Source organism: Waddlia chondrophila WSU 86-1044 (genome assembly GCF_000092785.1).
In the GTDB taxonomy this organism is placed as follows: Bacteria; Chlamydiota; Chlamydiia; order Chlamydiales; family Waddliaceae; genus Waddlia; species Waddlia chondrophila.
In genome coordinates this window covers 740,449-765,650 of sequence record NC_014225.1, presented here as the reverse complement: position 1 = coordinate 765,650, position 25,202 = coordinate 740,449, and the positions used below count along the sequence as shown (strand labels likewise).

General features: G+C 44.2%; 23 protein-coding genes and 1 pseudogene. 11 read left to right on the top strand and 13 right to left on the bottom strand.

Annotated features, from left to right (window positions below):
* The first annotated feature begins 35 nt into the window (after nucleotides 1-35).
* The gene (locus WCW_RS03390; RefSeq protein WP_013181789.1) at nucleotides 36-2,018 is read left to right on the top strand and encodes an ankyrin repeat domain-containing protein; all 1,983 of its coding nucleotides are present in this window, start codon (nucleotides 36-38) and stop codon (nucleotides 2,016-2,018) included.
* Nucleotides 2,019-2,033: 15 nt separating this feature from the next.
* The gene (locus WCW_RS03385; RefSeq protein ID WP_013181788.1) at nucleotides 2,034-4,772 is read left to right on the top strand and encodes an AMP-binding protein; all 2,739 of its coding nucleotides are present in this window, start codon (nucleotides 2,034-2,036) and stop codon (nucleotides 4,770-4,772) included.
* Nucleotides 4,773-4,783: 11 nt separating this feature from the next.
* Here the strand turns inward: WCW_RS03385 and WCW_RS03380 are convergent, their stop codons facing one another.
* The 8 genes and pseudogenes from WCW_RS03380 to WCW_RS03345 form a co-directional block, all read right to left on the bottom strand.
* Complete coding sequence (locus tag WCW_RS03380; protein ID WP_169302725.1) at nucleotides 4,784-5,470, bottom strand: ribonuclease HII; 687 nt, start codon at nucleotides 5,468-5,470, stop codon at nucleotides 4,784-4,786.
* Nucleotides 5,406-5,921, bottom strand: coding sequence for a 50S ribosomal protein L19 (rplS, locus tag WCW_RS03375; protein ID WP_013181786.1), 516 nt, complete (start codon nucleotides 5,919-5,921; stop codon nucleotides 5,406-5,408). Before rplS ends, WCW_RS03380 begins: the two co-directional genes overlap by 65 nt.
* A 30-nt stretch (nucleotides 5,922-5,951) precedes the next feature.
* Nucleotides 5,952-6,611: pseudogene (trmD, locus tag WCW_RS03370) on the bottom strand (tRNA (guanosine(37)-N1)-methyltransferase TrmD); the annotation flags it as partial.
* A gap of 9 nt (nucleotides 6,612-6,620) precedes the next feature.
* Nucleotides 6,621-6,950: a 30S ribosomal protein S16 gene (rpsP, locus tag WCW_RS03365; RefSeq protein WP_013181784.1), complete on the bottom strand. Its 330-nt coding sequence runs from the start codon at nucleotides 6,948-6,950 to the stop codon at nucleotides 6,621-6,623.
* A complete protein-coding gene (gene ffh, locus WCW_RS03360) occupies nucleotides 6,941-8,269 on the bottom strand; it encodes a signal recognition particle protein (protein ID WP_013181783.1) in 1,329 nt (442 codons plus the stop codon). The genes rpsP and ffh overlap by 10 nt, the downstream gene beginning before the upstream one ends.
* Nucleotides 8,270-8,324: 55 nt before the next feature.
* Nucleotides 8,325-9,176, bottom strand: coding sequence for a peptide chain release factor N(5)-glutamine methyltransferase (gene prmC / locus WCW_RS03355; RefSeq protein WP_013181782.1), 852 nt, complete (start codon nucleotides 9,174-9,176; stop codon nucleotides 8,325-8,327).
* Nucleotides 9,173-10,237, bottom strand: coding sequence for a peptide chain release factor 1 (gene prfA / locus WCW_RS03350; protein WP_013181781.1), 1,065 nt, complete (start codon nucleotides 10,235-10,237; stop codon nucleotides 9,173-9,175). Before prfA ends, prmC begins: the two co-directional genes overlap by 4 nt.
* Nucleotides 10,238-10,257: 20 nt before the next feature.
* Entirely contained in the window at nucleotides 10,258-10,521 is a 264-nt protein-coding gene (locus WCW_RS03345; RefSeq protein WP_013181780.1) for a type B 50S ribosomal protein L31, read from the bottom strand.
* Nucleotides 10,522-10,664: 143 nt separating this feature from the next.
* Here WCW_RS03345 and WCW_RS03340 point away from each other — a divergent pair, with 143 nt between their 5' ends.
* Nucleotides 10,665-11,573 (top strand): rhomboid family intramembrane serine protease, encoded by a 909-nt coding sequence (locus WCW_RS03340; protein WP_162268155.1) that lies wholly within the window; start codon nucleotides 10,665-10,667, stop codon nucleotides 11,571-11,573.
* 178 nt (nucleotides 11,574-11,751) lie between these two features.
* Nucleotides 11,752-12,270 carry a hypothetical protein gene (locus WCW_RS03335; RefSeq protein ID WP_143876345.1) on the top strand — a complete coding sequence of 173 codons (519 nt, stop codon included), beginning with the start codon at nucleotides 11,752-11,754 and terminating at the stop codon, nucleotides 12,268-12,270.
* A 26-nt stretch (nucleotides 12,271-12,296) separates the two neighbouring features.
* Here WCW_RS03335 and WCW_RS03330 read toward each other — a convergent pair whose 3' ends face one another.
* Nucleotides 12,297-12,527, bottom strand: a complete 231-nt coding sequence (locus tag WCW_RS03330) for a hypothetical protein (RefSeq protein ID WP_013181777.1) — start codon at nucleotides 12,525-12,527, stop codon at nucleotides 12,297-12,299.
* Nucleotides 12,505-13,035: a tRNA adenosine(34) deaminase TadA gene (gene tadA, locus WCW_RS03325; protein ID WP_013181776.1), complete on the bottom strand. Its 531-nt coding sequence runs from the start codon at nucleotides 13,033-13,035 to the stop codon at nucleotides 12,505-12,507. The genes WCW_RS03330 and tadA overlap by 23 nt, the downstream gene beginning before the upstream one ends.
* 49 nt (nucleotides 13,036-13,084) lie before the next feature.
* Here tadA and WCW_RS03320 point away from each other — a divergent pair, with 49 nt between their 5' ends.
* The 4 genes from WCW_RS03320 (at nucleotide 13,085) to WCW_RS03305 (ending at nucleotide 17,151) form a co-directional block, all read left to right on the top strand.
* Nucleotides 13,085-13,330, top strand: a complete 246-nt coding sequence (locus tag WCW_RS03320; protein WP_013181775.1) for a hypothetical protein — start codon at nucleotides 13,085-13,087, stop codon at nucleotides 13,328-13,330.
* A gap of 125 nt (nucleotides 13,331-13,455) precedes the next feature.
* Nucleotides 13,456-13,725 (top strand): 30S ribosomal protein S15, encoded by a 270-nt coding sequence (gene rpsO, locus WCW_RS03315; RefSeq protein WP_013181774.1) that lies wholly within the window; start codon nucleotides 13,456-13,458, stop codon nucleotides 13,723-13,725.
* 173 nt (nucleotides 13,726-13,898) lie between these two features.
* Nucleotides 13,899-15,995 (top strand): polyribonucleotide nucleotidyltransferase, encoded by a 2,097-nt coding sequence (gene pnp / locus WCW_RS03310; RefSeq protein ID WP_013181773.1) that lies wholly within the window; start codon nucleotides 13,899-13,901, stop codon nucleotides 15,993-15,995.
* Between the two features lie 64 nt (nucleotides 15,996-16,059).
* Nucleotides 16,060-17,151, top strand: a complete 1,092-nt coding sequence (locus WCW_RS03305; RefSeq protein WP_013181772.1) for a hypothetical protein — start codon at nucleotides 16,060-16,062, stop codon at nucleotides 17,149-17,151.
* Nucleotides 17,152-17,211: 60 nt separating this feature from the next.
* Here WCW_RS03305 and ftsH read toward each other — a convergent pair whose 3' ends face one another.
* The 3 genes from ftsH to WCW_RS03290 form a co-directional block, all read right to left on the bottom strand.
* Entirely contained in the window at nucleotides 17,212-19,974 is a 2,763-nt protein-coding gene (gene ftsH / locus WCW_RS03300; RefSeq protein WP_013181771.1) for an ATP-dependent zinc metalloprotease FtsH, read from the bottom strand.
* A 186-nt stretch (nucleotides 19,975-20,160) separates the two neighbouring features.
* Complete coding sequence (gene tilS / locus WCW_RS03295; protein ID WP_013181770.1) at nucleotides 20,161-21,477, bottom strand: tRNA lysidine(34) synthetase TilS; 1,317 nt, start codon at nucleotides 21,475-21,477, stop codon at nucleotides 20,161-20,163.
* A complete protein-coding gene (locus WCW_RS03290; protein ID WP_079891158.1) occupies nucleotides 21,478-21,816 on the bottom strand; it encodes a DUF4339 domain-containing protein in 339 nt (112 codons plus the stop codon).
* An 80-nt stretch (nucleotides 21,817-21,896) separates the two neighbouring features.
* Between WCW_RS03290 and WCW_RS03285 the strand changes: the two genes are divergently transcribed.
* The 3 genes from WCW_RS03285 to WCW_RS03275 are packed head-to-tail and all read left to right on the top strand — an operon-like array spanning nucleotide 21,897 to nucleotide 25,202.
* Nucleotides 21,897-23,012, top strand: a complete 1,116-nt coding sequence (locus WCW_RS03285; protein ID WP_013181768.1) for an LptF/LptG family permease — start codon at nucleotides 21,897-21,899, stop codon at nucleotides 23,010-23,012.
* A 3-nt stretch (nucleotides 23,013-23,015) separates the two neighbouring features.
* Nucleotides 23,016-24,095 carry an LptF/LptG family permease gene (locus WCW_RS03280; RefSeq protein ID WP_013181767.1) on the top strand — a complete coding sequence of 360 codons (1,080 nt, stop codon included), beginning with the start codon at nucleotides 23,016-23,018 and terminating at the stop codon, nucleotides 24,093-24,095.
* A 21-nt stretch (nucleotides 24,096-24,116) separates the two neighbouring features.
* The gene (locus WCW_RS03275) at nucleotides 24,117-25,202 is read left to right on the top strand and encodes a hypothetical protein (RefSeq protein WP_013181766.1); all 1,086 of its coding nucleotides are present in this window, start codon (nucleotides 24,117-24,119) and stop codon (nucleotides 25,200-25,202) included.

The window sequence follows — 25,202 nt, the reverse complement described above, 5'->3', positions numbered from 1 at the left end:
ATTAGTTTTATTTAATAAAATTTAAATAAATTATAATGATCGCAATTTTAAATCAAAATCCTCAAATAGAAATTGCAGTCATTGCTGCATTCAAAAATCGAGATCCCGCCTCTCTTCATGCGTTGATGGCTGGCGGCATCGGTCAAAAAGCCATCTGTAAAATCTGCAAAAAAAACCACCTTTCAAATACTGTTTTTTCAAAAGAAGTGAAAAAATGGGAGAAGAGCTCTGCTGCCGAAAAAATCCATGCCTTTGCAACAGAGCTTTTTCAAACAAAAGACCCGGAAATATTTACCAGCCTTCTCTCTTACTATTTAATTGCCGGAGGAAGCCTCCCTTCCCTTCCCCTCCCCCTTTCCTCGTCAGTCAAGGACTTGATTGTCTATTTTCAAGCTTTATGCCGCCTCCAGGATAAAAGCCATCTGGATCTCTTTATCGAAGAAAACAAAAACAATGGAGAGCTCATTGACGAGATCATCAAACAGGACAATGTTGATCTTCTTCAGCTAATTGTTCCTCAAGAGCGCATCAACATCCCAATGTTTAGAGGAAACGCTCCCCTGCACCTAGCCTGTCTGCACAGCGCAAAAACATGCATTTCATATTTATTAGAGTCAAAGGCCGATCTAAACCTTCCCGGCCGCCAGCAGATGACTCCGCTCCATTGCTCCGTACTCGCTTGCGACCTCGAAACAGCTAAAGAGCTAGCACGCAGAGGCGCGGATCCCACAAAACGGGACATCAACAATGAACCTCCTTATGCTCTCCCTTTGCGGTTGGGCAACATCCGCATAGCCTCTAAAGTCCTTATTCAATGGCCTCTAGTCATCCAGGAATTTAGAAAATCGGGAAACAGCTTTAATCTGCTGAAAAAACAGATCAAACAAGATCCCATTGCATGCCTCGATAGCAGCTTCCCTCTATTAGAGCTGCCCTTTTTGTTTCAGGACTTCGAATGGATGCAAATGATTGCCGCTCAAATGACACGGAGCAAATATGAAGAGGAGTGCCAACTATTGCGCGGCGCCTATCCAGGAGCTTCTTTTACTTTGCTCGAAGATGCCAAACTTTCCCTTGACCAGGGACATCTCATCGAACTTGGAGCCTTGGCGCATCAAACATTGCCCGATAGGAAAATTCTCGATCAAACAGACCTAAAAGATTTACTTCTTCTATTCGACCAAATCAACCTTACCGAACCTGATAAACCCGGCTATCGCAACCCGGCCAACATCAAGGATTCCAACGGAGAATCCTACTCTTCCGAAAATCTTCGAAAGAAATTAACTGCGTTGATCACAGACATTTCCCAAAGATCCCCCAAAGCTGGAGCTCCCCCCTCCTGCCAAGCACAAGCGTTCGAAGAGTGGTATCAACAGCTTGAAGACATTGTGAAAGCTATTCTGCTTGCGGTTAAAAAGGAGCCGTTCGAAGATGCTGTGCCAACCCTTTTGGAGCTTGCACTAGCCGGAGGCAACTGCGGCGGCTGGATCATGGGCGATGCGCTTGCAATCTACCGGCAAAAATTCAGTCTCGTTCACGATTTTAGAACGCAGGTTCTCACTGTTCTCAACGTTTTCTACCAAGGTCTGCTCGACAGCTTTGTTTCCCTCAATAACGGCCAAAACCGCCATGAACGAACAAAAATCCAATGCGAGATCGAACTTAGCTTCGGCATCTCTGAAGAAGAGCGGAAAAACCGCTCCCATTTCAAAGACCCCTTCTCCAGCTACAAAAAAAATCTGCCGGCACTCATCGAATCCTTTAAAAATATCTACACACCGACTAAGATTATCGAAGAGATCGATGAAGCTCTGAATGGGGGAAAAACATCCATAGACCGTGAACTTTTCATTGATTGGGCCAAACAGCATATTCCCGATGATTGGAAACCGAATAAGCCTGAACGCACATACGCCTACTTAGAGGAAAAAGTGTACGACATGGAAACAGGGAAAATCAAACGATCCTACCTCATCTTCATGCTCTCGGAACTTGGAATATTAAATTTTTTATAATAAAGTTTATTTAAGATGAAAAAACTCTTTTTGTTTGCAATTGCATTAATTTTCCGTTTGTTTTTGCGCCTAAGATATCGAATCCGGGTCAAAGGGCTCGAAACATTGACACCTGAGGCGCTTAATCGAAAAGGCGGGGTTCTTTTTCTCCCCAACCATCCTGCCGCTTTAGCCGATCCGGCCATCGTTGCCCTATCCGTATTCCCTAAATTTCCTATCCGCCCCCTTATTGTTGAGTATATGTACTTCACTCCAGGCGTCCATGCAGCAATGAAATATCTGAACGCGATTCCGGTACCGAATTTTGAAAGCTCTAACAACAGCTTAAAAAGAAAACGTCACGATATGGTGTTAAATGAAGTGATCAAAGGGTTGAAAGAGGGGCAGCATTTTCTTCTTTATCCGGCAGGCCGTCTGAAGCATACACAAATCGAAAAGATCGGCGGCTCCTCAGCGACACAAAAGATCATCTCTGAAACCCCTGAAGCCAATGTTGTCCTGGTTAGGATTAAAGGATTGTGGGGCAGCAGTTTATCCAGAGCGCAAACAGGAGAAGTGCCGGACCTCCTTTCTACGTTGAAACGCCACATATGGACTGTACTGAAGAATCTGATCTTTTTTGTCCCCAAAAGGGAGGTGTTGGTTGAATTAGAGCCGGCGCCCAAAAATTTTCCTTATGAAGCTAGCCGCCTTGAGATGAACCGTTGGCTGGAAAATTATTACAACCGCCCTGACGGACTCACAGAACAAAAAGGAGAATATCCGGGAGAGTCTCTGGTTCTAACCTCCTACAGCTTTTGGAAAAAAGAGCTTCCAGCCATCTGCGATCCAGTAGCAGAGACTGACCATCACATCGTCCACATAGAGGGCATCGACTACAAAATTCAAGACAAAGTGCTGCAAAAACTTGAAGATCTTACTGAAATCAAAAAAGAGAAAATCTCTCCTAGCATGTCGCTTTCATCAGACCTTGGCCTTGATTCTTTAGACACTTCCGAATTGGCGATGTTTATCAATGACAGCTTCGACACAGGCCCGATTCCTGTCACAGAGTTGACCCATGTCAATAAAGTGATGGCAATTGCCGCTAAACAAGTTAAAATAAAAGAGAAAGAGGAAGAGGCGCAAGCCGACATGAACAAGTGGGCGTTCAAGGGAGAACGCAAGACTGCAGCCACTTTTGAAGGGAAAACGATGATCGAAGTGTTCCTCAACGCTTCATCCAAACTTAAAAATCAACCGATTTATGCCGATGCTAGATCCGGTATCCTCGACTATTCGCGCATGAGGCTAGCTGTCTGTCTGCTGGCAGAACAGATCAGACACATGCCGGGGAAATACATTGGCATCCTCCTTCCGGCAAGTGTCGGATCTTTTCTCTGCACATTTGCCATCCAGCTGGCAGGAAAGATCCCCATCATGATCAACTGGACGATCGGGCCCAGGCATATACGCTCGATTCAAGAATTGACCGATGTACAGTCAGTGTTAACCTCCTGGGCTTTTTTGGAACGCCTGGATGAAGTCGATCTTACAGGAATTGACGACAAATTAGTGATGCTGGAAACGATGAGGCGTGAGCTTTCGATCGGAGACAAGCTGCGAGCTTTTACGCGCTCAAAAAGAAGCAACCAGGCGATCATGAAGATCTTTGGCGTGGACAAGCTGACAAAAGACGACATTGCGGTTATCTTATTTACAAGCGGTTCGGAAAGCATGCCGAAGGGCGTTCCTTTAAGCCATGACAATATCCTTTCCAATCAGAGAAGCGCGCTCACTGTTGTGGAGATGTACACAGACGATGTTATTTTTTCCTTTCTTCCTCCGTTCCACACATTCGGCTTCGGAGTCACAGGCACAATAGGCCTGCTTGCCGGAATACGCACAGCCTTTTATCCTGATCCTACAGATGGAAAAGGGCTGGCAAAAAATTTCGAAACATGGAACTGCACAGTAAGTGTAGGCGCGCCATCATTTATTAAAGCGCTTTTCAAGGCGGCAACACCGAAGCAGTTAGAAAAGATGCGTTTGTGCATCACAGGAGCGGAAAAAACACCTCAAGAACTGATCGATTTGGTTGCGCAGTTTGGCAAAGAAAAGTGTCTGGTGGAAGGATATGGCATTACAGAATGTTCTCCCATCATTGCCGGGAACTTGTACGGCAGACCTCTGCAAGGGGTAGGTAAACCAATTCCGATCTGCGATGTCATTGTCGTGCATCCTGAAACATATGAAAAGCTCCCTCAAGGACAAGAGGGATTGTTTCTGGTGCGCGGGCCAAATGTCTTCAAAGGCTACATTAATAAAGACATTCCTTCGCCATTTATCGAAATCGATGGCAAACAGTGGTATAACACCGGAGATATCGGCTATCTTGACGATGATGGGTTTATGCACATTTCAGGAAGAAAAAAGCGCTTCATCAAAGTGGGAGGGGAAATGGTCAGCCTTCTTGCCATTGAAACAGCGTTGGTGAGTTCGGCTGAAAAGAAAAAGTGGCTTATCAAAGATGAAGGACCGGCACTTGCGATCATTGCCAAGGAAAATCCCGGAGCACGGCCTGAAGTGATTCTTATTTCTACATTCGACACTGATGTTGACGAGGCGAATCAAACACTGCGCGTCTGCGGTTTCAGCAATCTTATTCGCATTTCGGAAGTTGTGAAAGTCAAAGAGATCCCGATCATGGGAACAGGAAAAACGAATTACCGCGTATTGGAAGAAAAATATCTACCTCCTCAGCTAAGAGGGTAGCAAGAGGCAATCTAAGGCATTGACTTGATAGGCTCGAAGGTTTTGCGATGAATCGGGCATGGTCCATGGCGTTTAATTGCCTCGCGATGCGCTTCCGTCCCGTACCCTTTATGTCTTCCAAACCCATACATCGGCCATTTGACGTCATACTCATCCATGATTCTATCCCGTGTTTCCTTGGCAATCACGGAAGCTGCGGCAATCGCCTGTACGCGGCAATCGCCTTTAATCAAATTCAAAAATGGAATCGGCTGCTCTGACAACTTGACCGCATCAATCAGTAAAAAATCGGGTTGCGGCTTCAGCATATCAACCGCCTTGCACATCGCAAGTTTAGTCGCCTCTAAAACATTAACAGTATCGATCTCTTCATGAGTCGCTATTCCAATGCCGATGCAGACATTGGGATCTTGAGTCAAAACCTCAAAGAAACGCTTGCGCTGCAAGGGAGTTAACTTTTTACTGTCGTTAAGACCGGACAGATGATATCCGGCAGGGAGAATGCAAGCAGAAGCGACAACGGGTCCCGCAAGAGGTCCGCGTCCTGCTTCATCGATGCCCGCCGGATGGGAATACCCCATGCGACGAGCTTCATTTTCATAGTGGGAAAAATCGAGAAGAAACTCTTCCGAATCAGGAAGAGGCGTTTTCTTCTTCCTTTGCGTTGCCACCAGCAGCTTCTTCTTTGTGAGCTTCAACTTTAGTCTCCGCTTCAACGGCTGATACTGCGGCAATCTCTTCCTTGATTTCGTCTTCTGCAGGAACAACTTCATCATTCCTGACATATTCCCGTCTTTGTGTCACGCGGGCACGCACCTTCGCCTTCTTACCTGAAGTGCCACGCAGATAGTAGAGCTTTGCACGGCGTACATGTCCCTGCCTGATCACTTCAATTTTAGCGATTCTAGGGCTGTGCAACGGAAAAACGCGCTCCATTCCTTCTCCATATGCCACGCGGTGGAGAGAAAATGTCTCGGAAAGACCTCCTCCAGTCCTAGCGATCACCGTACCCGTAAAAACCTGGATACGCTCTTTTTCTCCCTCAATAATCCTCGTGTGTACTTTAATCGTATCGCCAACGCGGAAATCGGGAATATCTTTCTTCAGCTGTGTTTTTTCCAGTCTTTGAATGACTGATGCTTTACTCATTGGTCATTTCTCCTTGCATCTTCGGTCGGCCATATCAGGCCGGATCCTTTGTGTTTTTTCCAAAGCTTTCTCTCTTCTCCAAAGGGAGATCTTTTTGTGGTTTCCGCTCAGCAGAACTTCCGGTACGGAAAGCGACTCGAAAACTTCCGGCCGAGTATAGTGCGGACAGTCTAAAAGCCCATTTTCAAACGAGTCCTCATCAGCAGCACTTTCGTGTCCAATCACCCCCGGCACAAACCGTGCAATCGCGTCTACGCAAACAATCGCTGCAGCACATCCGTTAGTCAAAACATAGTCCCCAATGCTGATCTCCTCGTCGACTTCGATATCGATCACCCTTTCATCGATCCCTTCGTAATGTCCGCATAAAAAGATCAGATGGGACTCTTCTGCCAGCTCTCGGCACTTGGCTGCGTTTAGAGGCTTGCCCTGTGGAGTAAGATAAATCACCTTGGCTTCAGGCTGCCTAACCGAACGGATTGCCTGAACTGCCGGCTCAGGCATCATGATCATCCCCGGTCCGCCTCCATAAGGGCGGTCGTCCACTCTACGGTGCTTGCCTTCCGCAAAATCGCGAATATCGACCAGCCGGATATCTAAAATTCCCGCATCAATAGCCCTTCGAATCATACTTTCATCGAAAGGTCCTTTGAAATAATCGGGAAAAAGGGAAAGGATATCCATCCGCATCAGGCGACACTACTTAGCGGCTTTGCGCGCTTTCCTTTTCGCTACCGTTTTTTGTTTGCGAGCCAATTCTTTATCCTTAATCGTTTTTACAATCTCAGGATTTGCCCTGGCAACAAGCGCATGCGCTTTTTCTGTTAAAATCGCCCCCTGGCCAATCCAGTGCTCAACGCGATCGCCTTTAATATTTAGATTTTTTTCTGCTTCAGATTCCAAAGGATTGTACCAGCCGACCGTTTCTACATAACGTCCATCACGTGGACTGCGACTGTCTGTAACAACAACGCGGTAGAAAGGACGCTTCGCACGACCTTGTTGACGAAGACGAATTTTTAACGCCATTGGGAGCCTCCCATTAATTTTTCTAATTGTTTCATATTTGGCATGTTCTTAAAAAATTGTTTTGCTTTTTTAAATGATTTAACCAAACGGTTGATATCATCGATTGCAGTCCCGCTTCCCCTCGCAATTCTTTTTCTTCGGGGAATCGAGAGATCGCATTTACAAATTCTTTCATTCAGAGTCATGGATTGGATGATCGCTTCAACTTTAAAAAATTCCTTATCATCGATCTCCATCTCTTTCATTTTGCTCATTCCAGGAAGCATTCCAAGCAGGCTTTTAAACGATCCCATTTTTTTTACCATTTGAATTTGCTTGAGATAGTCTTCATAAGTAAATGTCGCCTTGCGGATTTTCTCTTCAAGCTTTTTCGCTTCCTTCTCATCAATATGCTCTTCTGCTTTACGCACAAGATTGATCGTATCGCCCATTCCAAGAATTCTGTCAGCCATCGAATTGGGATTGAAAGGCTGAATATCATCAATTTTCTCTCCCACGCCTTCGAACTTCAAAGGCTTTCCCGTCACTTCCCTGATCGAAATCGCCGCTCCCCCGCGCGTGTTGCTGTCGAGCATTGTCAGAATCGTTCCGGTTACCTCAACCTTTTGATTGAATTCGCTCGCCACTGTGACAGCGTCCTGCCCTGTCGCAGCATTTGCCACAAACAGAATCTCATGCGGTTTTGTCGCTTGCTTGATCTGTTGAAGCTGATCCATCAGTTCGTCATCGATATGCAACCTTCCGGCAGTGTCGAGAATCAGCAGATCGAATCCTTCCTGTCGCGCGCGCTCTAAAGCAGCCTTGGCAACTTTTACAGGACTATTCTCGTTAGGAATAGAAAATACCGGAACCCCAATCTTGCCGCCTAAGGTTTTCAACTGTTCGATTGCAGCCGGACGCTGCAGGTCGCAAGCTGCCAACAAAGGTTGACGGCATTTTTTTTGCTTTTTAAGATAATTAGCCAATTTGGCGCACTGCGTTGTCTTTCCCGATCCTTGGAGGCCGCACATCATCACGACTGCGGGTTTCGATTTAAGATCGAGGGGCGCCTCTTCTCCGCCCATGAGTTCAATCAGCTCGTCGTGTACGATTTTGATGAACTGCTGACCGGGAGAGATCGATTTGAGCACGGCATCGCCCAACGATTTTTCCTTTAACCGCTTCACTAAAACTTTGGCGACAGAATAGTTCACATCAGCTTCAAGCAGGGCCAACCGCACTTCAGAGACCGCTTCCGCAATATTCTCTTCAGTCAACTTGCTCTTCCCTGTAATTTTCGAGAAGAGATCTTGCATTTTATCTGTTAAAGCGCCCAGCATAGAGATAACTTTACTTAATTTAACTTAGATAGGATACTTAAAAATTCATTCAATTTCAAGGGCTTTTTCGCGTTGCATAGAAGAATCGGTCCAATTGGCTCCAATCTTGCTCGAACCAAACATTTTCCCAATTTTCTCCGGAGAAAATTTTGACGATATCTTCTCCTTGCCCCATTCCGATCTCCATCCAAATCCGGCCTCCCGCCTTCAAAAAGCCCGGGAGCTCTTCGTTGAATCGTCGATAGATTTCAAGCCCCGTCTCTCCTGAAACCAAAGCCATTTTCGGTTCAAAATTCTTCACCTCCACGGCAAGGGTTGAAAATTCCTCTTCTCTAATATAAGGAGGATTCGAAACTATAAAATCAGCGCGTTCTCCTTTAAAAGGCTCGAGCAGATCTCCTTTGACGATCCGAACATCAACTCCATTTTTCACAGCATTTTCAGAAGCGGCCTCCAGTGCATCTGCAGAAAGATCCGACAAGGCAACTTCAAGCTCGGGAAACTTTTTTTTAATAGCAATCCCGATACAGCCCGAACCGGTACATACATCCCAAAGAGTTTTTCCTTTAAGATCCTCGTTCTCAAGCTCTTTAACAATCTTGTCCACTAGAATCTCTGTTTCCATTCGAGGGATTAATACCCTTTTGTCCACAGTTAACACGCAGTCAAAAAAATCGACAATTCCCCGAATATACTGGTTCGGCTCTCCTTTGACACGTCTGGCGATCGCCTCACGGCATCTCTTCAATTCACTATCGGTCAAAGGGCGATCATGCTGCATGTAGAGTTCAAGAGGCTTCATTCCCAACGCATCTCCAATAATGGTGGCCGCTTCTTTACGGGGATGCGATAAATTCTTCTCCCTAAAAAAAACAATGCATTTATCGAGAGCTTCCTTCGCAATCATGTCTCGAAATTTTTCTGATAAAAATGGGCGACAATCGCATTGACGATCTCTTCCAAATCTCCCTCCATCACTTTGTCTAAGTTATACTTAGTCAAATTGATGCGATGATCGGTAATCCTATTTTGAGGAAAATTGTAGGTGCGGATCCTCTCTGAGCGATCTCCGGAACCTACTTGAGAAGCACGTTCCGATGCGCGCTCCTCAAATTTTTTCTGTGCCTCGATCTCCATGATCTTCGCTTTTAGCAAGCGCATTGCCTTGTCGCGATTTTTGTGCTGACTGCGCTCTTCTGAACAATAAGCTACGATTCCTGTCGGTATATGAGTAAGTCTTACAGCACTGTCTGTGGTGTTAACGTGCTGCCCGCCAGCGCCGGAAGCGCGGTAGGTATCGACCCGCAAATCTTTCTCGTCAATCTGCACCTCAGAATCCTCGTCAGGCTCCAACAAGACTGCCACTGTAATAGCGGAAGTGTGCACTCTTCCTTGCGTTTCCGTTTCAGGAACACGCTGAACACGGTGCGTCCCCCCTTCATATTTCAAGTAGCGGTAGACATTGGGACCGCTTAAGGCCATCATGTATTCCTTAAATCCCCCTGCATCGGAAGGGCTGCTGGCTAATTCCTCGTATTTCCATCCCCTTTCGTCAGCAAACATTTTGTACATCCTCACGCAGTCGCCGACAAAAAGAGCTGCCTCATCACCGCCGGTTCCCGCACGAAGCTCAAGGATGGTATTTTTATTGTCTTTGGGATCTGGAGGAACAATAAGGGTTTCCAGCTTCTTCTGAAGTTCTCCGGTTTTTTTTGTGAGACGCTCAATATCTTCTTCGAGAACTTTGATAAATTCAGCATCCTCTTCCGAAGCAAACATCTCCTCATTATCCGAAAGTTCTTTACGGCTGGAGATTAGATCTTCATAGACCTGCTTGAGTTGAGAGAGATGCGCATGCTCTTGCGTAAGCAGGCGGTAACGCTTCTGATCGTTAACGACATCAGGCTGGCCAAGAAGTTCCTCTAATTCCGGGAGCCGGTTGAGCATCTCCTCCACTTTATTTTTCATGAACCCTTCCGCGTTCAGTACTAATCTTGAGCTTTCTTTTTACGAGTGACTGCATAACGCTTTTTAAATTTATCAACCCGTCCTTCGGCGTCGACAAATTGCGTGCTTCCAGTGAAAAAGGGATGAGATGCGGAAGAAACTGAAACGTTGCAGACAGGATATTCTTTTCCTTCAAACGTTTCGGTTTTATCTGATTTCAAAGTTGATCCGCAAATAAATTTGACTCCTGTGGAAGAATCCACGAATAGAACGTCTTGGTATTCAGGATGTGTATCTTGCTTCATTTAAAGGGTCTCCTAATTTTATAATAAAGGGAAGTATACACCTCGATTTTATAAATCTCAAGCAAGAACCTATCTCGATCTTCAAATTTAGCTAAATTGCTTATTTTTTGAGTTTATTCAATGCAGCTGGTATGATCTACAGCATGACAATGACAACCTCTTCATTCCGCCTAGGGCCGGAATTCACTCCGGCAGCTGTCCGCAAGTTGATGATTTACACCTTATGCATGAGCATAGGGTCGGTTTTTTTCAACCCGTTCTTTACGCAAATTTTTGGAATTCCTGGACCGCAGGAATGGTTTAGCCTGTCTTGGTGGGGCCTTCAACATTATCTGCTGTGGCAGCCATTCACTTACCTTTTCATCCATCCGATCGGATACGGCGGCATCGGATTTTCCTATTTTATCGGCCTAATTTTCAATCTCTACATTCTTTGGGTCATGGGAAGCGAGATTTGCCAGCGCATCAATGAAAAATCTTTTACACGCTTTTATCTAATCTGTGGAATCATCAGTGGAATTGCAATACTGTTTTTCATGCCCGTCATCGGCCAATACGCCGTTCTAACAGGCCCTGTGTCTTCAATTATAGCCATCTTGATCATTTGGGCTTTTCTAAATCCGGAGCAGGAACTCCTTCTTTTCTTTCTCCTTCCAGTCAAGGCGAAATGGCTCTCCCTTGGAATTTTAGGAGTTGCACTGCTTGTCAGCATCTCCGGTTTACAATTCATCTCCTTTTTCCACTATTTTTTCGGCGCCGTTTCCGGCTATCTCTACGGTCTAATCATCTGGGGCATCCACAGCCCATTTCCATTCATGTATAAGACCGAGCTTGCAATCATTAGGGCTTCGCAAAAAGTACGCCAACAAATCCTCCGCAAAAAGAGCACTTCCAAAAGCAAAGTGGTCAATATTCAAACTGGCGAACCCGATGATGATGAGGCGTTTGTTGATTCCATATTGGAAAAAATCTCTAAATACGGAGAAAGCTCCCTATCTTTCAGCGAAAGAAAACGGATGAAAGCAATTTCTGAAAAAAAGTCCAAATATTGACATCTTATTATTTTTTTGTTATCATATTGTTTTTTAATTTAATAAAAAGTCATGTCAAATAACTATGTATCCCTCAAGAAAACAAAACTATCCACTTCTTTATTCTTTTAAGCAAGAGATTGAACTGGAGAAAAATTCTCCAGAAAACCGTCCGTATACGTATATGAGACCATCCATCATGTATTACCGGATTGTATTCTTAACGATTGGCGCTGTTTATTTTATCTTGGCGTTTATTCTGATGTCTAAATCCTTAAACTGGACCTGCTCTTTGCTTTTCGGCAGCTCTGTAGCAGTAAAAACACCTCTATTAATGATTTGCGGAGCTGTTAGCACAATTTCCATCTACTATGGCCTCTTCATCTCTACAGAAAGAGAAACGGTCAAAATGGCCGTAAGCAAGGCAAAAAAGAAATTGAACAGGCTCATCGGACGCAAATTCAGCTTTTACATGTTCACAAGTCTTTTTCATGACGAGCAATCCGATGCACTCTACCACCAGTGGAGCAAAGTTTTCGACAAATTGGACAGTTTACAAATTGAGTGTATTCATCTCGTCGATAGGATTGTGAAATCGGAATCGCTGGAAGAGCATCAGAAAGAAGAGCTTCTTAATCAGGCGATTATCGAACTTCGCTTCAAGCTGGAAAGCACGATCGATACATTTGAACAAAAATATCTACCAATACTGAAATGAATTGAAAAATTGGTTTTCGACACCGTTTAAGCTGATTTATCCAAAGATTTTAAAGCCATCTGAAGACCTTGCAGCCCGGCAAGAATCCCTTCTTCATAGCGGAAAACCGGATTTTCTTCAAGCTCTGGATAATCGTTCGGCTGAAGCACATCTTCAGATGTTAAAGAAGGAATGACCTGCCTTCCCAATTTCAGCAGATGAGAACGTTGATTCTCTACCATTTGATCTGCAAGTTCATGGATTTTTTCCCAATTCATTATTTTTATTCTCCAATCGCCTTTTTTTGAAAAAATCCTGCATCAGCATTGCGCAAAAATCGGCTAAGATCCCATTCCTCACTTGTATTTCATGTGTCGGATGGGGTTTGCCGAAGAGATTCACCCAGCTTCCGTTTGCTCCGTGGCGAATATCCGGAGCCCCCCAAACAAGAGTGCTTACGCGAGAGAGAAGCATGGCGCCGGCACACATACTGCAAGGCTCAATCGTGCAATAGAGTGTCGCCCCGTTCAGCCTCCAATTATCTTCAGCGGCTTCAGCAACAGTAATGCATAACATTTCTGCATGTGCAGTCGCATCGCGGAGCATTTCCACCTGATTGTGGCCGCGGGCGATCACCTTCCCCTCCTTCACAAGGATAGCCCCAACAGGCACCTCTCCTTTGACAAAAGCCTTCCACGCCTCTTTAAGCGCGGCCAGCATGTACGTTTCATCTTCATTAGCAGGTTGAATACGAAAGGGAAAATGTTCTTTTAAAGTCTCATTCATGGTAAAAAAAGAATAGCAGAAAACCTGCTCGAAATTCAAGAGGCAGCAGATGAGCAACCATCCTTTTTATGGAAAAGAGATCTACAGGGACAGAGAAGAAAAGTACATTAAAACGCTTTTAAAAAAATACCGGAAAGAGCCCGCAAGCGAAGAGTTGAAGGAAACAATTTGGAACGAGCTTATGTGGGAAAAGCATCTCGGCAACATCACCATTCCGTTTAAAGTCGTGATCCGCAAAGATTCTTCGAATCAATATCCGGAAATCGTTGAAGTGATTCTGGACACCAAAGTTTAACTACAGCGTTTGTCCGGGGATTAGGACGCAATCAGAGGTTTAAGGGTTGGCTTGACTTTTATTAGTCTTTTATGGTAAAATATGCCTTCATAACCATAAGAATTGCAAATTACTGGGGGCATTGAATGTCATTAGACAAAGGCACAAAAGAAGAAATTACCAAGAAATTTCAGCTACACGAAAAAGACACCGGATCCGCTGACGTTCAAATCGCAATTTTAACTGAAAGAATTGCTGAGTTGACCGAACATTTGAAGCGCTCCCCGAAAGACCACGCTTCAAGGCTGGCCCTACTAAAGCTGGTAGGTCAAAGGCGTCGTCTTCTAGACTACCTGAATTCCACCGATACGGTGCGATACCAAAGCTTGATCAAAAAGCTAAAATTAAGAAGATAAGAAAAGGCAGCGAAAGCTGCCTTTCTTTTTTATATAGCTAGGGGGGAATTAGGGTAGATATAGAAGTCAGAAAACATCCTTTGATTTATTTGAAGGATGTTTTCTGAATTCTATCTTTCCTTCCCTTCGCATTTTCCCCGTGACATTGAAACGATACTAAAGGAGATCTACATATGGAAAAAAAATCGATGAAAGTTGTCGTAGGAGAAGAAGAAATCACCTTCGAAACAGGACAGATCGCCCGCCAAGCCAATGGCGCTGTTGTTGTAAAATCTGGCGAAACGATGCTGTTTTGCAGCGCATGCGCAACAGCCGAGCCTCTTGAAAACGTGGACTTTCTTCCTTTGCGAGTCGACTACCAGGAAAAATTTGCTTCAGCAGGGAAAACGCTTGGCGGATTTATCAAGCGGGAAGGAAGGCCGACGGAACGGGAAACTCTCGTTTGCCGTTTAATCGACAGACCGATCCGCCCTCTATTTGAAGAGGGATATTATCAAGATACTCAGCTATTGAGCTACGTATGGTCTTATGATGGAGTCAATTCCCCGGATGCGTTGGCAATCTGTGCGGCATCGGCGGCATTGACCATCTCTGATATCCCGCTTAAAAAAGCGGTCGGAGCTGTTCGCGTTGGCATGATCGACGGACAATTTATCCTCAATCCGACAGTGGAACATCAAGAAAAATCCGTACTCGATCTGATGATTGCCGGAACAGAAGATGCTGTTTTGATGATTGAAGGCTACTGCAAATTCCTAACGGAAGAGCAGGTGATCGAAGCGATTTCGATTGGACATCAGGGAATCCAAACGATCTGCCGCGCTCTTGAGAACTGGAGACAGGAGGTCGGCAAGCCGAAAAACCTCAGCAAACTCAAGCCTTTAGCAAAAGAGGTGATCGACGCCGTTGAAGAACTTGTCAAAGACGATTTGAATCAAGTGCTTCAAATCGTTGATAAGAAGGAACGGGAAGAAGCGTTTGATCAAATCAAAAAAAGGGTGAATGAAACGCTTTGTCCAGAAGGAGAAGAAGCTCCTAAATTCGAAGCTCTTGAGGTAGCAAAGGCGTTTAAAAAAGTCTCTTCGGGCCATATGCGACGCATGATTGTCAAAGAGAACAAAAGAAGCGATGGACGTGCAACAAACCAAGTGCGCCCGATCTGGATCGAGCAAGGCTTGCTGCCTCGTACGCATGGGTGCTCTTTGTTTACCAGAGGTGAAACTCAAACAGTTGCCATCTGTACTCTAGGCGGCAATAACATGGCGCAGCGTTATGAGGATCTCAACGGCGAAGGTTCCCGTTCTTTTTATCTTCAATATTTCTTCCCTCCATTTTCTGTTGGCGAAGTGGGACGTGTCGGCCCTCCTGGAAGACGGGAAGTTGGTCATGGGAAACTCGCTGAGCGGGCATTAGCAAGCATTCTTCCAAGTAAAGAGGAATTCCCCTACACGATCCGCCTTGAGTCAAACATCACCGAATCCAACGGTTCCTCCTCAATGGCTTCTGTTTGCGGCGGCTGCCTGGCGATGATGGATGCAGGAGTTCCAATCACTCGTCCTGTATCGGGAATCGCAATGGGTCTGATCCTTGAAGAAAACCATTACACGATCTTATCGGACATTCTCGGCATCGAAGACGCTCTTGGAGATATGGACTTTAAGGTGACTGGAGACAAAAATGGGATCACTGCTTTTCAAATGGACATCAAAGTTGAAGGGATCACGATCGATATTATGCGGGCAGCTCTTGCTCAGGCAAAAGAGGGACGTATCCATATACTTGAAAAAATGTTTGAAGCGTGCCCTGAGCCGAAAAAACAGATGTCGAAATATGCACCAAGAATCGAAGTGCTTAAAGTTAAACCGAGCAAAATCGGGACAATTATCGGGCCTGGCGGCAAGCAGATCCGAGCGATCATTGAGGAGACTGGAGCAGAGATCGATATTGATGATGAAGGATTTGTCACCATATCCTCCTCTAATCTTGACGGCTTGCAAAAAGCAAAAAGAATCATCGAAGACCTGACTGCTGAAGTTGAGATTGGTAAAGTCTATGAAGGAAAAATCACGTCTGTGGTTCCTTTCGGAATTTTTGTCGAAATCCTTCCCGGAAAAGAGGGACTTTGCCACATTTCTGAATTCGACACTCAACGCACTAATGACTTGAACGAGGTGGTTAAAGTCGGCGACAATGTCCGTGTTAAAGTGATGGACATCAACGAGCGTGGACAACTTGTCCTCAGTAGAAAAGTTCTTCTTGTAAGCAAGTAGTTTCTACTCTTTTAAAAGCCCTATTCATTGCATATGGATAGGGCTCTCTAATGATGATAGATTTATGTACCAAGTTTCAAATTCCCCTCTTTCTCCACAATTTACACCGGGCAAGACAGATGAAGAGTTTTCTGTGCGCTGGGTTTCATTGGACGAATTTAAAAAAAATCTATCTACGTCTGACGATCCCCTTTTTCACAACAGGCTTAATCATTTCCTCAACCAGCTGACGCCTATTCACAAATCTCAAAGTATTGATATTGACTATTATCAAGCTTGGTTGAATATTTCCGCCGGTTCTTTAAGAGCTTTTCAATGTGAGTTCAATTTAGAGATTTATGCAGTTTTTGGCCCTTTTGAATCGAATGCTTTGACACAAGAATCAAGTCAAGAAACCAATACCCACACCTTTCTTCACATCAAAATTTTTGATGAAGAGCAAAGAGAAACTCCATTGATTCAGCTGCGCATCAATCCACAAGGAAATATTGCAGAGCTTGTCTACATTCAAAAAGGAGAGCATTTATCAGGAAATCAGATGAAGGATTTGGCGCTATGCTTGCTGAATACGTTAAAGCCCGATCTGGTCTATTTAAATGATGATGCCAAGTTTACAATGGAAACACTTACTGTTCCAATACGATCCTATCTACCTCTTATTTCTCCAACCGGGGAAACATGGTATGGAAAAGATGGTTTTTCTCCGTTGTTTTGCAAAGATCTGCAAACATCAGACCCTGAAATTAAAATCTCTCAAGATCCAACAGAATATTATCTAGCTGTTGCGTTTGCGCGCAACATGACGATCAAAAATTTATACCAATCCGTTTTACCTGAAGAGGCGAAACCATTGCTGCTTGATCTATGCAAACGCTATCTGCCCCACATCAATATGACAAATATCCAACGCAATATGCGCAGGCTTGCCAACGTTAAGCTTTGTGAACTTGGATGTGAAATTTACAAGTCGTTATCGACTTCGCAAGGGAAAAAAGATTTTACATTTTTTGTTCAACAAATTATTAGCAGGAATTCTGACTCCTCGCATAGTTTTTACCAGGCATTGGATCAGATTTATTTGACATCTCTTTGGAGGTACTCATACAAAGACTCCCAAGAGAATACATCTTTTCTTAGTTTTCAGAATTTATACTGAATCAATTCCAAGGTGAGCCTATTCTCAAGAATCAGAACCTGATTCTTGAGTTTGGACGAATTAAGCTCCTAGATCGCTTCTAAGCTCTGAAGCGGGTTTAGAAATCGGTTTTTCAGATCTCTTTGCACTTATAGGAGGAGGTGGAGGTGTCGCTGGTTGTTTTTTATGAGACTCAGCTTCCTTTTTCAAACGTTCCCGTTTTTCTTCAATATCCCACTCATCATTGAAGATTTTAATGATATCTTCCCGATCAAGAGTTTCAAACTCCATAAGCATCTGAGTCATCAATTCCACACGATCCTTGTTGTCTTTGATGATTTGATAGGCTCGATCATGAGCCTCATCAAGAACCGCTCTCACTTCTGTGTCGATCGCGCGCGCTGTCTGTTCCGAATAACGCTTCTCATGATAATTCATCATACCAAGATATTGACCGCCCCGATCGCGTTCATCATAAGCAACAGCGCCAAGTTTATCGCTCATCCCCCACTCGCAAACCATGCTGCGGGTCAGTTTAGTTGCCTGTTCAATGTCTTGCTGCGCACCGCTTGAAATATCATTGACGAAAATTTCTTCGGCGCATCGTCCACCCATCAGCACTGCGAGTTGATCGATGATCTCTTTTTTCCAATAACTTAGCCGATTCTTTTCTGGCAGGAATAAGGTGGAACCTAAAGACATTCCGCGAGGAATGATGGTCACTTTGTCGATTGGATCGGAATGTTCGACAGCCAAGCCGACAATCGTGTGGCCCGATTCGTGGTAAGCAGTCGTTAATTTCTCATTCTCATCCATTTCCAAACTGCGTCGTTCTTTGCCAAAAAGAACTTTGTCCCTAGCTTCCAACACATCGATATTGGTGACTGCCGTTTTCTCTTTACGCGCAGCGATCAAAGCTGCCTCATTCAAAATATTTTCCAAATCGGCTCCTGAAGCTCCAGGAGTTCCTCTCGCAACGGTAAACAGATCAACAGAATCATCCATTTTAATTTTTTTCGCGTGCACTTTAAGGATTTCATGCCGCCCTTTGATATCGGGCAAATTGACAATCACTGTTCGGTCGAACCGTCCAGGCCGGAGCAACGCTTTATCCAGGACATCAGGTCGGTTGGTCGCTGCAATTAAAATCACACCATCTGTGGTATCGAACCCGTCCATTTCAACCAGAAGCTGGTTCAAGGTTTGTTCACGTTCGTCATGGCCGCCGCCAATACCGGCTCCCCTGTGGCGACCGACTGCGTCGATCTCATCAATGAAGATGATGCAAGGAGCATTTTTCTTTGCCTGCTCGAACATGTCGCGAATACGGCTCGCTCCAACTCCAACAAACATCTCGACAAAATCTGATCCTGAAATTGAAAAGAACGGACGATCTGCTTCACCGGCAACGGCTTTTGCAATCAAAGTTTTTCCGGTTCCCGGAGGTCCGATGCACAACACTCCCTTAGGAATATGTCCGCCCAAAGCGGTGAATTTTTTTGGGTTCCTCAGAAATTCGACAATCTCCTGAAGTTCCTCTAAAGCCTCATCCACTCCGGCAACATCCTTAAACGTGATCTTATTTGTTTCCTTGGTCATCAACTTTGCTGGTGATTTGCCGAAGTTCATTGCTCCGGAACCCATCCCTTTCATCTGACGAGAGAAAAGGAAATACAGCACAAGAACGACCAATAACACCGGCAAAATAGTCACCATGTAGCTCATATAATTAGGAGCCGGCTCTTCGCTTTTAAAGGTTTTTTCAAGCACTTTGTTCAAAGGCTGGTCAGGAGCTTTGAACACTCCGCTGCGGTTGCTGTTGAAATTTTCCCATTCCTTTCTAGCATTATTGAACCACTGAGAATATTTTTCAGGATCCTGCTTTTCCAAAGATTTTGTGGAAAGTTCCTTATTATCGAAAAACCAGACAACCGTGGAAACTGACTGGTAGGCTTTGTTTAGTTGAGCTTCGTTTTCATCAAGCTTGACCGCAATAGCGTTGTATTCGTCGACGGCCTCTTTATAATTTCTTACGCTTCGCAGCTGTTCCAATCTAACATGATCGTGAATCGCATTCATTTCATCAACAATGCCGCTCAACTGATGAACCACTTTCTCGTAAACTGACAACCTAAAACTGACTCCGGAAGATCCGGTGCCCGCATTGGAAACTTCATTATCAAGCGCTCTTAAAGATTGCTTAATCTCTTCATTGCCAATCCCTAATGCCGGAGAACGAAAATTACGGATAAATCCCATTAACGTATCACCGAATTGCGAAACCATTTTTGGCTGTGGATCTTTGACAAGCAGCGCATACTCGTTGCGCAAATCAGCTAAACTGACAATAGAGCGGGAGGAGAGTTTGTCGACAATCAAGCTATTGTCTTTATCATCAATGCTGGTAAACATATCGTCGACGACTACATATCCTCCCTGAGGGATAGGCAGCCCTGATAGATGTAAAAACAGATCGACAGAATCATGAATACGATTCGTTAGACTGTCCATCTCCTCTTCAATACGGGACTTCTCAAAGTTCAATTGATGGTTCGTATTCAACAACTCAAGGAATTTAAAACGATTTTTCCCCTCTTCAGTCAAATTCTCCCTGAATTTACCGCTAAAAGTGACCAAATTGTCATTCAAAGCGATCTTTCGGCTATATTTCGGCTGAATTAAATCCAAGTTGACAAGATGCTCCAGCTGATAACTGAAAGAGACATTGGCGAATTTCGTATCGACAAAGTTCTGAACCATTAAGGCTAAAATGAAAGCGGCCATTAAAAACCAAACGAATCCGCCGGGCACGCCTTTTTTAAAATCTTGTTTATCGTCAGCCATGTTTACCTTTCTACTTTAAATCTTTCCCAAAGAGTGCTGAATTGATGAGATGACTCATCACTACTTCAAATACCATTTCAAATAATTACTTTGGAACAATTCTTACAAAATTTTCAATTTTTGAGCTCATTTGAGCACATCATTTCCTATCTAACGCTCAATGATAACATAAGATGACCTTCATTTTCAATCCATAGCTTTTGTCAAAACAACTTCAAGCGGCGCGTCTGCTGCCTGCTGCTCGACTTTACCGGAAAGAAAGTCCTGCACAATTTCATTTTCTCTCGTAATGACAGGCGCCCAGTTCTTCATAAATACCGGCACGCGTGCCTGCCTCCTCATGCGATTAAGCTCATCTTGACAATGCACCGTTGCAGGAGATCCAATTCTTAATTTTTCAAAATTCCCTCCGACCGGCCACTGAAGAACTCCGTATAGAACTTGTTTCCAACCACTTAACCGCTTATTAGACGCGGATTGGATACGGTAATTCCAAGAGCCTATTGATCCGCATTTTTTTAGGGAGGTTTCTTGATGCGGAAGATCTGCATGCAATCGTTCGGTCAAAAACATTCTTTTTCGATCGATATAGAGTGTTTTGCCGCCAGCATGATAGCATTTATTAGCGGCTCCGCCAATCAGATTCTCTGCAGCAGAATACGCGATTTCCCGCGATGCCTGCGGCAATAATTCTGAGATTAGGCAGCGCGCTTCAAAAAGATGGCTGGGATTTTGACAGCTGAGGTCTAGAACTGTCCCCCAAGGGGTTTTCTCTTTGAGAGCTAGCCATTTATAAATGTGAGAACCCATAAATTCTTTTAAAGCATGTGCTTCACGGCCAAGAAAAGCAAGGCCGGGCGATACCTCTTTGCCAAAATACCGGCTGATCTCCGGCAGGATATTCCCTCTAATTTTCGACCTCAGGAAAGAAGAGTCGTTATTCGTCGGATCGATAAAATAGGGAAAATTTCTTAAGTTCAACCATGCGATCAGTTTTTGCTTGCGAACTTGCAAAAACGGGCGCCAAAAAGGGATCGTTTCATAAACGGAAATCTCTTGCATCCCTCCGCATTTTTCCAATTTTGCTCCTTCAAATACACGTTTTAACACCGTTTCAGCCTGGTCATCGAGATGATGCCCCAGCATGACGCTGCCATACCCATGATCGAAACAAAGCTGGAGAAAATATGTTTGACGAAAATGTCTGCAAGCCTCTTCCAAATTCCCTTGCATTGCCTCGGGATCGATCTCTTTTAAATGAAAAGGAACATCGATCTCCCTGCACAGCGCCCTAAGCGTTTCCGCCTCATCGGCGCTCTCTTTACGCCAGCGGTGGTCAACATGGGCGACACCAAACCGCACACTATGTGTTTTCCGGTATTCAACCATCATCCTCAAGAGCGCCATGGAATCCGGCCCGCCCGAACAAGCGATGAGGACCGGAGCATTGAAAGGTGTGCAACGTTTGAGAAAAGGGAGAAAGTGGGAAGTGTAAAGATTCATTTACCGCCAAAAATATTCGTAAAAGAAGAGGAGAATAATAAGAACGATCAACATCCAACCCCAAGGAAAGGGACGCCCATGTTTCATTTCCAGGACGATCTGCTCATCCGGCACGGGAGCAGGCTGTTTCTCATCTGAATCGGTTTCTTCCCAGCCCTCTTCGTTTTTGTCAACCAGCCCATTCAGTTCATCGATTTCAGCGATCGGCTTCCAGTCCTCCATCCCCTCTTTCCAGGCAAAAGTGTCTGGAGTCAAACGATGATCTTTCGATAATTCAAGGTAGGAGTAGGGCCCTTCCTGTTTATTATTGATGTATAAAAACCAGATTTTTCCCATCATCTATCCTTTGAGCCTAAAATCGCCTATTCTCACACCTGTTATTGTATCAAAAGTCTTCATTTTAGTATGATATTAAACTGATGTTTCCTATTATTTGGCGTTATTTACTTTCCCAGTATTTTAAAGTAATGGGGCTTTGCGTGGCCGCATTTATCGCGGTTTTGTTAACCTCCAGACTAGATGAGATTGCACATTTTGCAGTTCTCAGTCCAACGCCGGCACTTGCCGCGCAGTTCATTTTGCTTCAAATTCCCTATATTCTGCCGATCGTCATCCCTGTCAGCTGCCTGATTTCATCCATTCTGCTTGTTCAACGCCTTTCAAAATCGCATGAGCTGACAGCCTTTAGATCATGCGGCATTTCGCTTAAAGACTTTCTGACCCCTATTCTCTTTAGCTCCGTCCTGGTTGCCTTTATCAACTTTTACATCATTTCAGAGCTATCCACCTATTCCCATTATCAAACGATCATCTGGAAAGAAGAATTGCGATCCACAAATCCTCTCCACTTGCTTCGGAACAAGCATTTAATGGGTGCCAAGGGAGGTTTTTTCAACTCCCTCGGCGATTCAAAACTTGGAAAAAATGCAGGCGAAGTTATTCTGGCTCTTCCCAATAAGAACCAATCAAGAATCACTCTTTTTCTAGCAAAAGAGCTGATCTCTGACGACAATTTTTTCGAGGGCACTGATGTGACGATGATCACTGCGATGCCCTCAGGCGATCCCGATTCTTTTGATCATCTGCTAGTAGAAAATGCTGCCAAAACAAAAACGTTGACTGACGATTTTTCCCAATTGATGAAGCAAAAACAGTGGAAAATTGGCAACGACTATCTCACAATGGAACAGCTGTTAGCCAAACTGTATGAAGAGCAAGCAAATGGGTTTTCCGTTAACGACATCAACTGCTGCTATTCAGAGATCATTCGTCGCTTTTCTCTTGGCTTTTCCGCTTTTTCCTTTACATTGATGGGACTGGCTTTCGGCATCAGCATTAGCCGCACACACTCCTTGAAAAAAATTCTCTGGGTTGTTTTGCTTGCCGGAGGCTATATCACCACCCTTTTTATAGGAAAAAGCGCGGGACAAAACCTCTCTCTTTCTCTTGCGCTCTATACGATTCCCCACCTTCTAATCATCTCTTTATCTGCAGCCGTTTTGTACCGAGTGAATCATGGCATTGAAGGAGCTTAGAGAATGCTGACAAAAATATGGGAGCGTTATTTTATCAAGGAAACGCTCAAAACGTTTTTCTTTATCTCATTTTGCTTCTACGGACTTTACGTGCTTATTGATTACGCTAGCCATAGCGGCGCACGCCACCACCAGTCAATGATGGAATGGAGCGAGTTAATCAAATTTTATGCTAACGAGTGGATTTTAAGAGCGGACGTCCTTGTTCCTTTTGCGCTCATGATTGCCACAATCCGAACACTATGCGATCTGAACATCCACAACGAGCTTGTCGCTCTGCAAGCTTCGGGGATTTCGTTAAAAAAAATTCTTCGTCCTTTTATTTTCCTTGGGCTTTTGTTTACTCTCTTGATATATGCAAATACTGAATTTCTTCTGCCCAACGCAATGGCGGCAAGCCGCCATCTTCGCAATCAGAAAGAGATACAGAAAAACAATAAGAATAAGAAATTTTTTGTTCAACACGTAGGGCTCAAAGACGGGAGTACTTTGCTTTATCAGCATTACAACTTTGCAGAGCGCAGTTTTTTTGATGCGTACTGGGTCAAAAGTTTTGATGAGATTTGGCGCTTCCAGCATCTTTCCCCCTATGAGCAGCCCCCCAAAGGGATTGGAGTCGGCCATTTTCAGAGGATGCCCGACAATACCCTGCACAAGATCGAGTCTTTCGAGTCGCGCTCCTTCCCCGAGATGAAATTCAATCAAAAAATTCTCTTAGACACTTTGACCCCTTCGAGGGAGCTTTCTCTTTCGACTCTATGGAAAAGGCTCCCTCACTCCAAAGAGATCGAAAGCGAAAAGGAGGCTGAATTTGCTGCGTCTTTCTTTCACAAATCCGCATTGCCGTGGCTGTGTTTTTTCGCCGTCATTGCTCCAGCCCCTTTTTGCGTAAGATATGGACGCTCCCATCCGATCTTTTTTATCTATTCGCTTTCTTTATTTTTTTTAGTCGGCAGCTATCTGATACTCAATGCAGCTTTAATCATCAGCGAGAGGCAAGTTTTATCTCCTGAGGTTGCAATAGGAGTCCCTTTTATGTTATTTTCCAGCACTACACTTTACCGCTTTCTATACCGATCATGATTCAAAAACAAGGAATTCATCATGTATAAAACGATACTCTCTTTTATCTTCTTGATTTTTGCAGGAATGAGCTCTCTGCAAGCTGAACCTCTGCCGCTCTCTCTCCGTTTAAAAGAGGGTCAAAAAATCAAACAAACAGTCTCCTTAGATTTTAGTTGTTATTTGGAAGCTTCTGAACAATTTTCCGATCAAATAAAAAAAATGCATGAAACCCAGCCGACAGAAGAGACCGTTTTGTATATGCATGCCTTAAATCAGCTAACCGTAGACAAGCCGGTATTCACAGGAAATGTGAAAACCACTGTTCAATCGACGATTTTAAAGGATCATGGGCAGTACTACACCATTTCTACGTCAAGTGTAGGCAATAAATTTTCTATACAGGAAAACTTGATCAATCAGTTCTCACTTGCTTACGATGCGGACAATCCAAAGAATAATTTCAGCAATCTTCCCTTTCCGATTGATTTCAAACAAATCGATGAAGCGATGAAGCAAACGGAAGCGATCACCGCTCGTGTGACAAAAGATGGAACAGTGATTGCTTTTGATGATCTTGAGCAAAAAATTTCAACCCAAGCCAAGAAAAATGGATTGCCAAGCAATCAACTGGCTCAAATTTCAGAAACCATCGGATCGATTTCACAATTGACTCCCCAATTCAAACTGCCAAGTTACTTGACAGGAATCCGCCTTCCGAACACGCTGATGAAAATCGGAGAAAGCTTGAATCAGCCATATATTACAATCCCTGATGAAATTAAAGCATCGATTCCTCAAGAAGCTCTTCCACTTCTGGCTCTTTTAGAGCAGAAAATCACGTTGATCGAAAAAAATGGCGAATACGCGAAATTTAGCATAGAGATGCCTTTGACACAGCCTCCGGCTATCCCCGTTTCCGATAATGATCAGATCACATTCAAAGGAACTCTCTTTAAAGGAAATATGACCATTAATGTCAATACAGGCCTGCTTGTCAAATCCAATTTAGCCACAGACTTTTCGATAATTTTCTCCAGTAAAGAAGAGTCTCAAGGCACAATGTCGGATGAAATCACCCTTCGCTTTGTCTCTAGAGGGCAAACCGAAACAGAAAGCGGTTCCTGA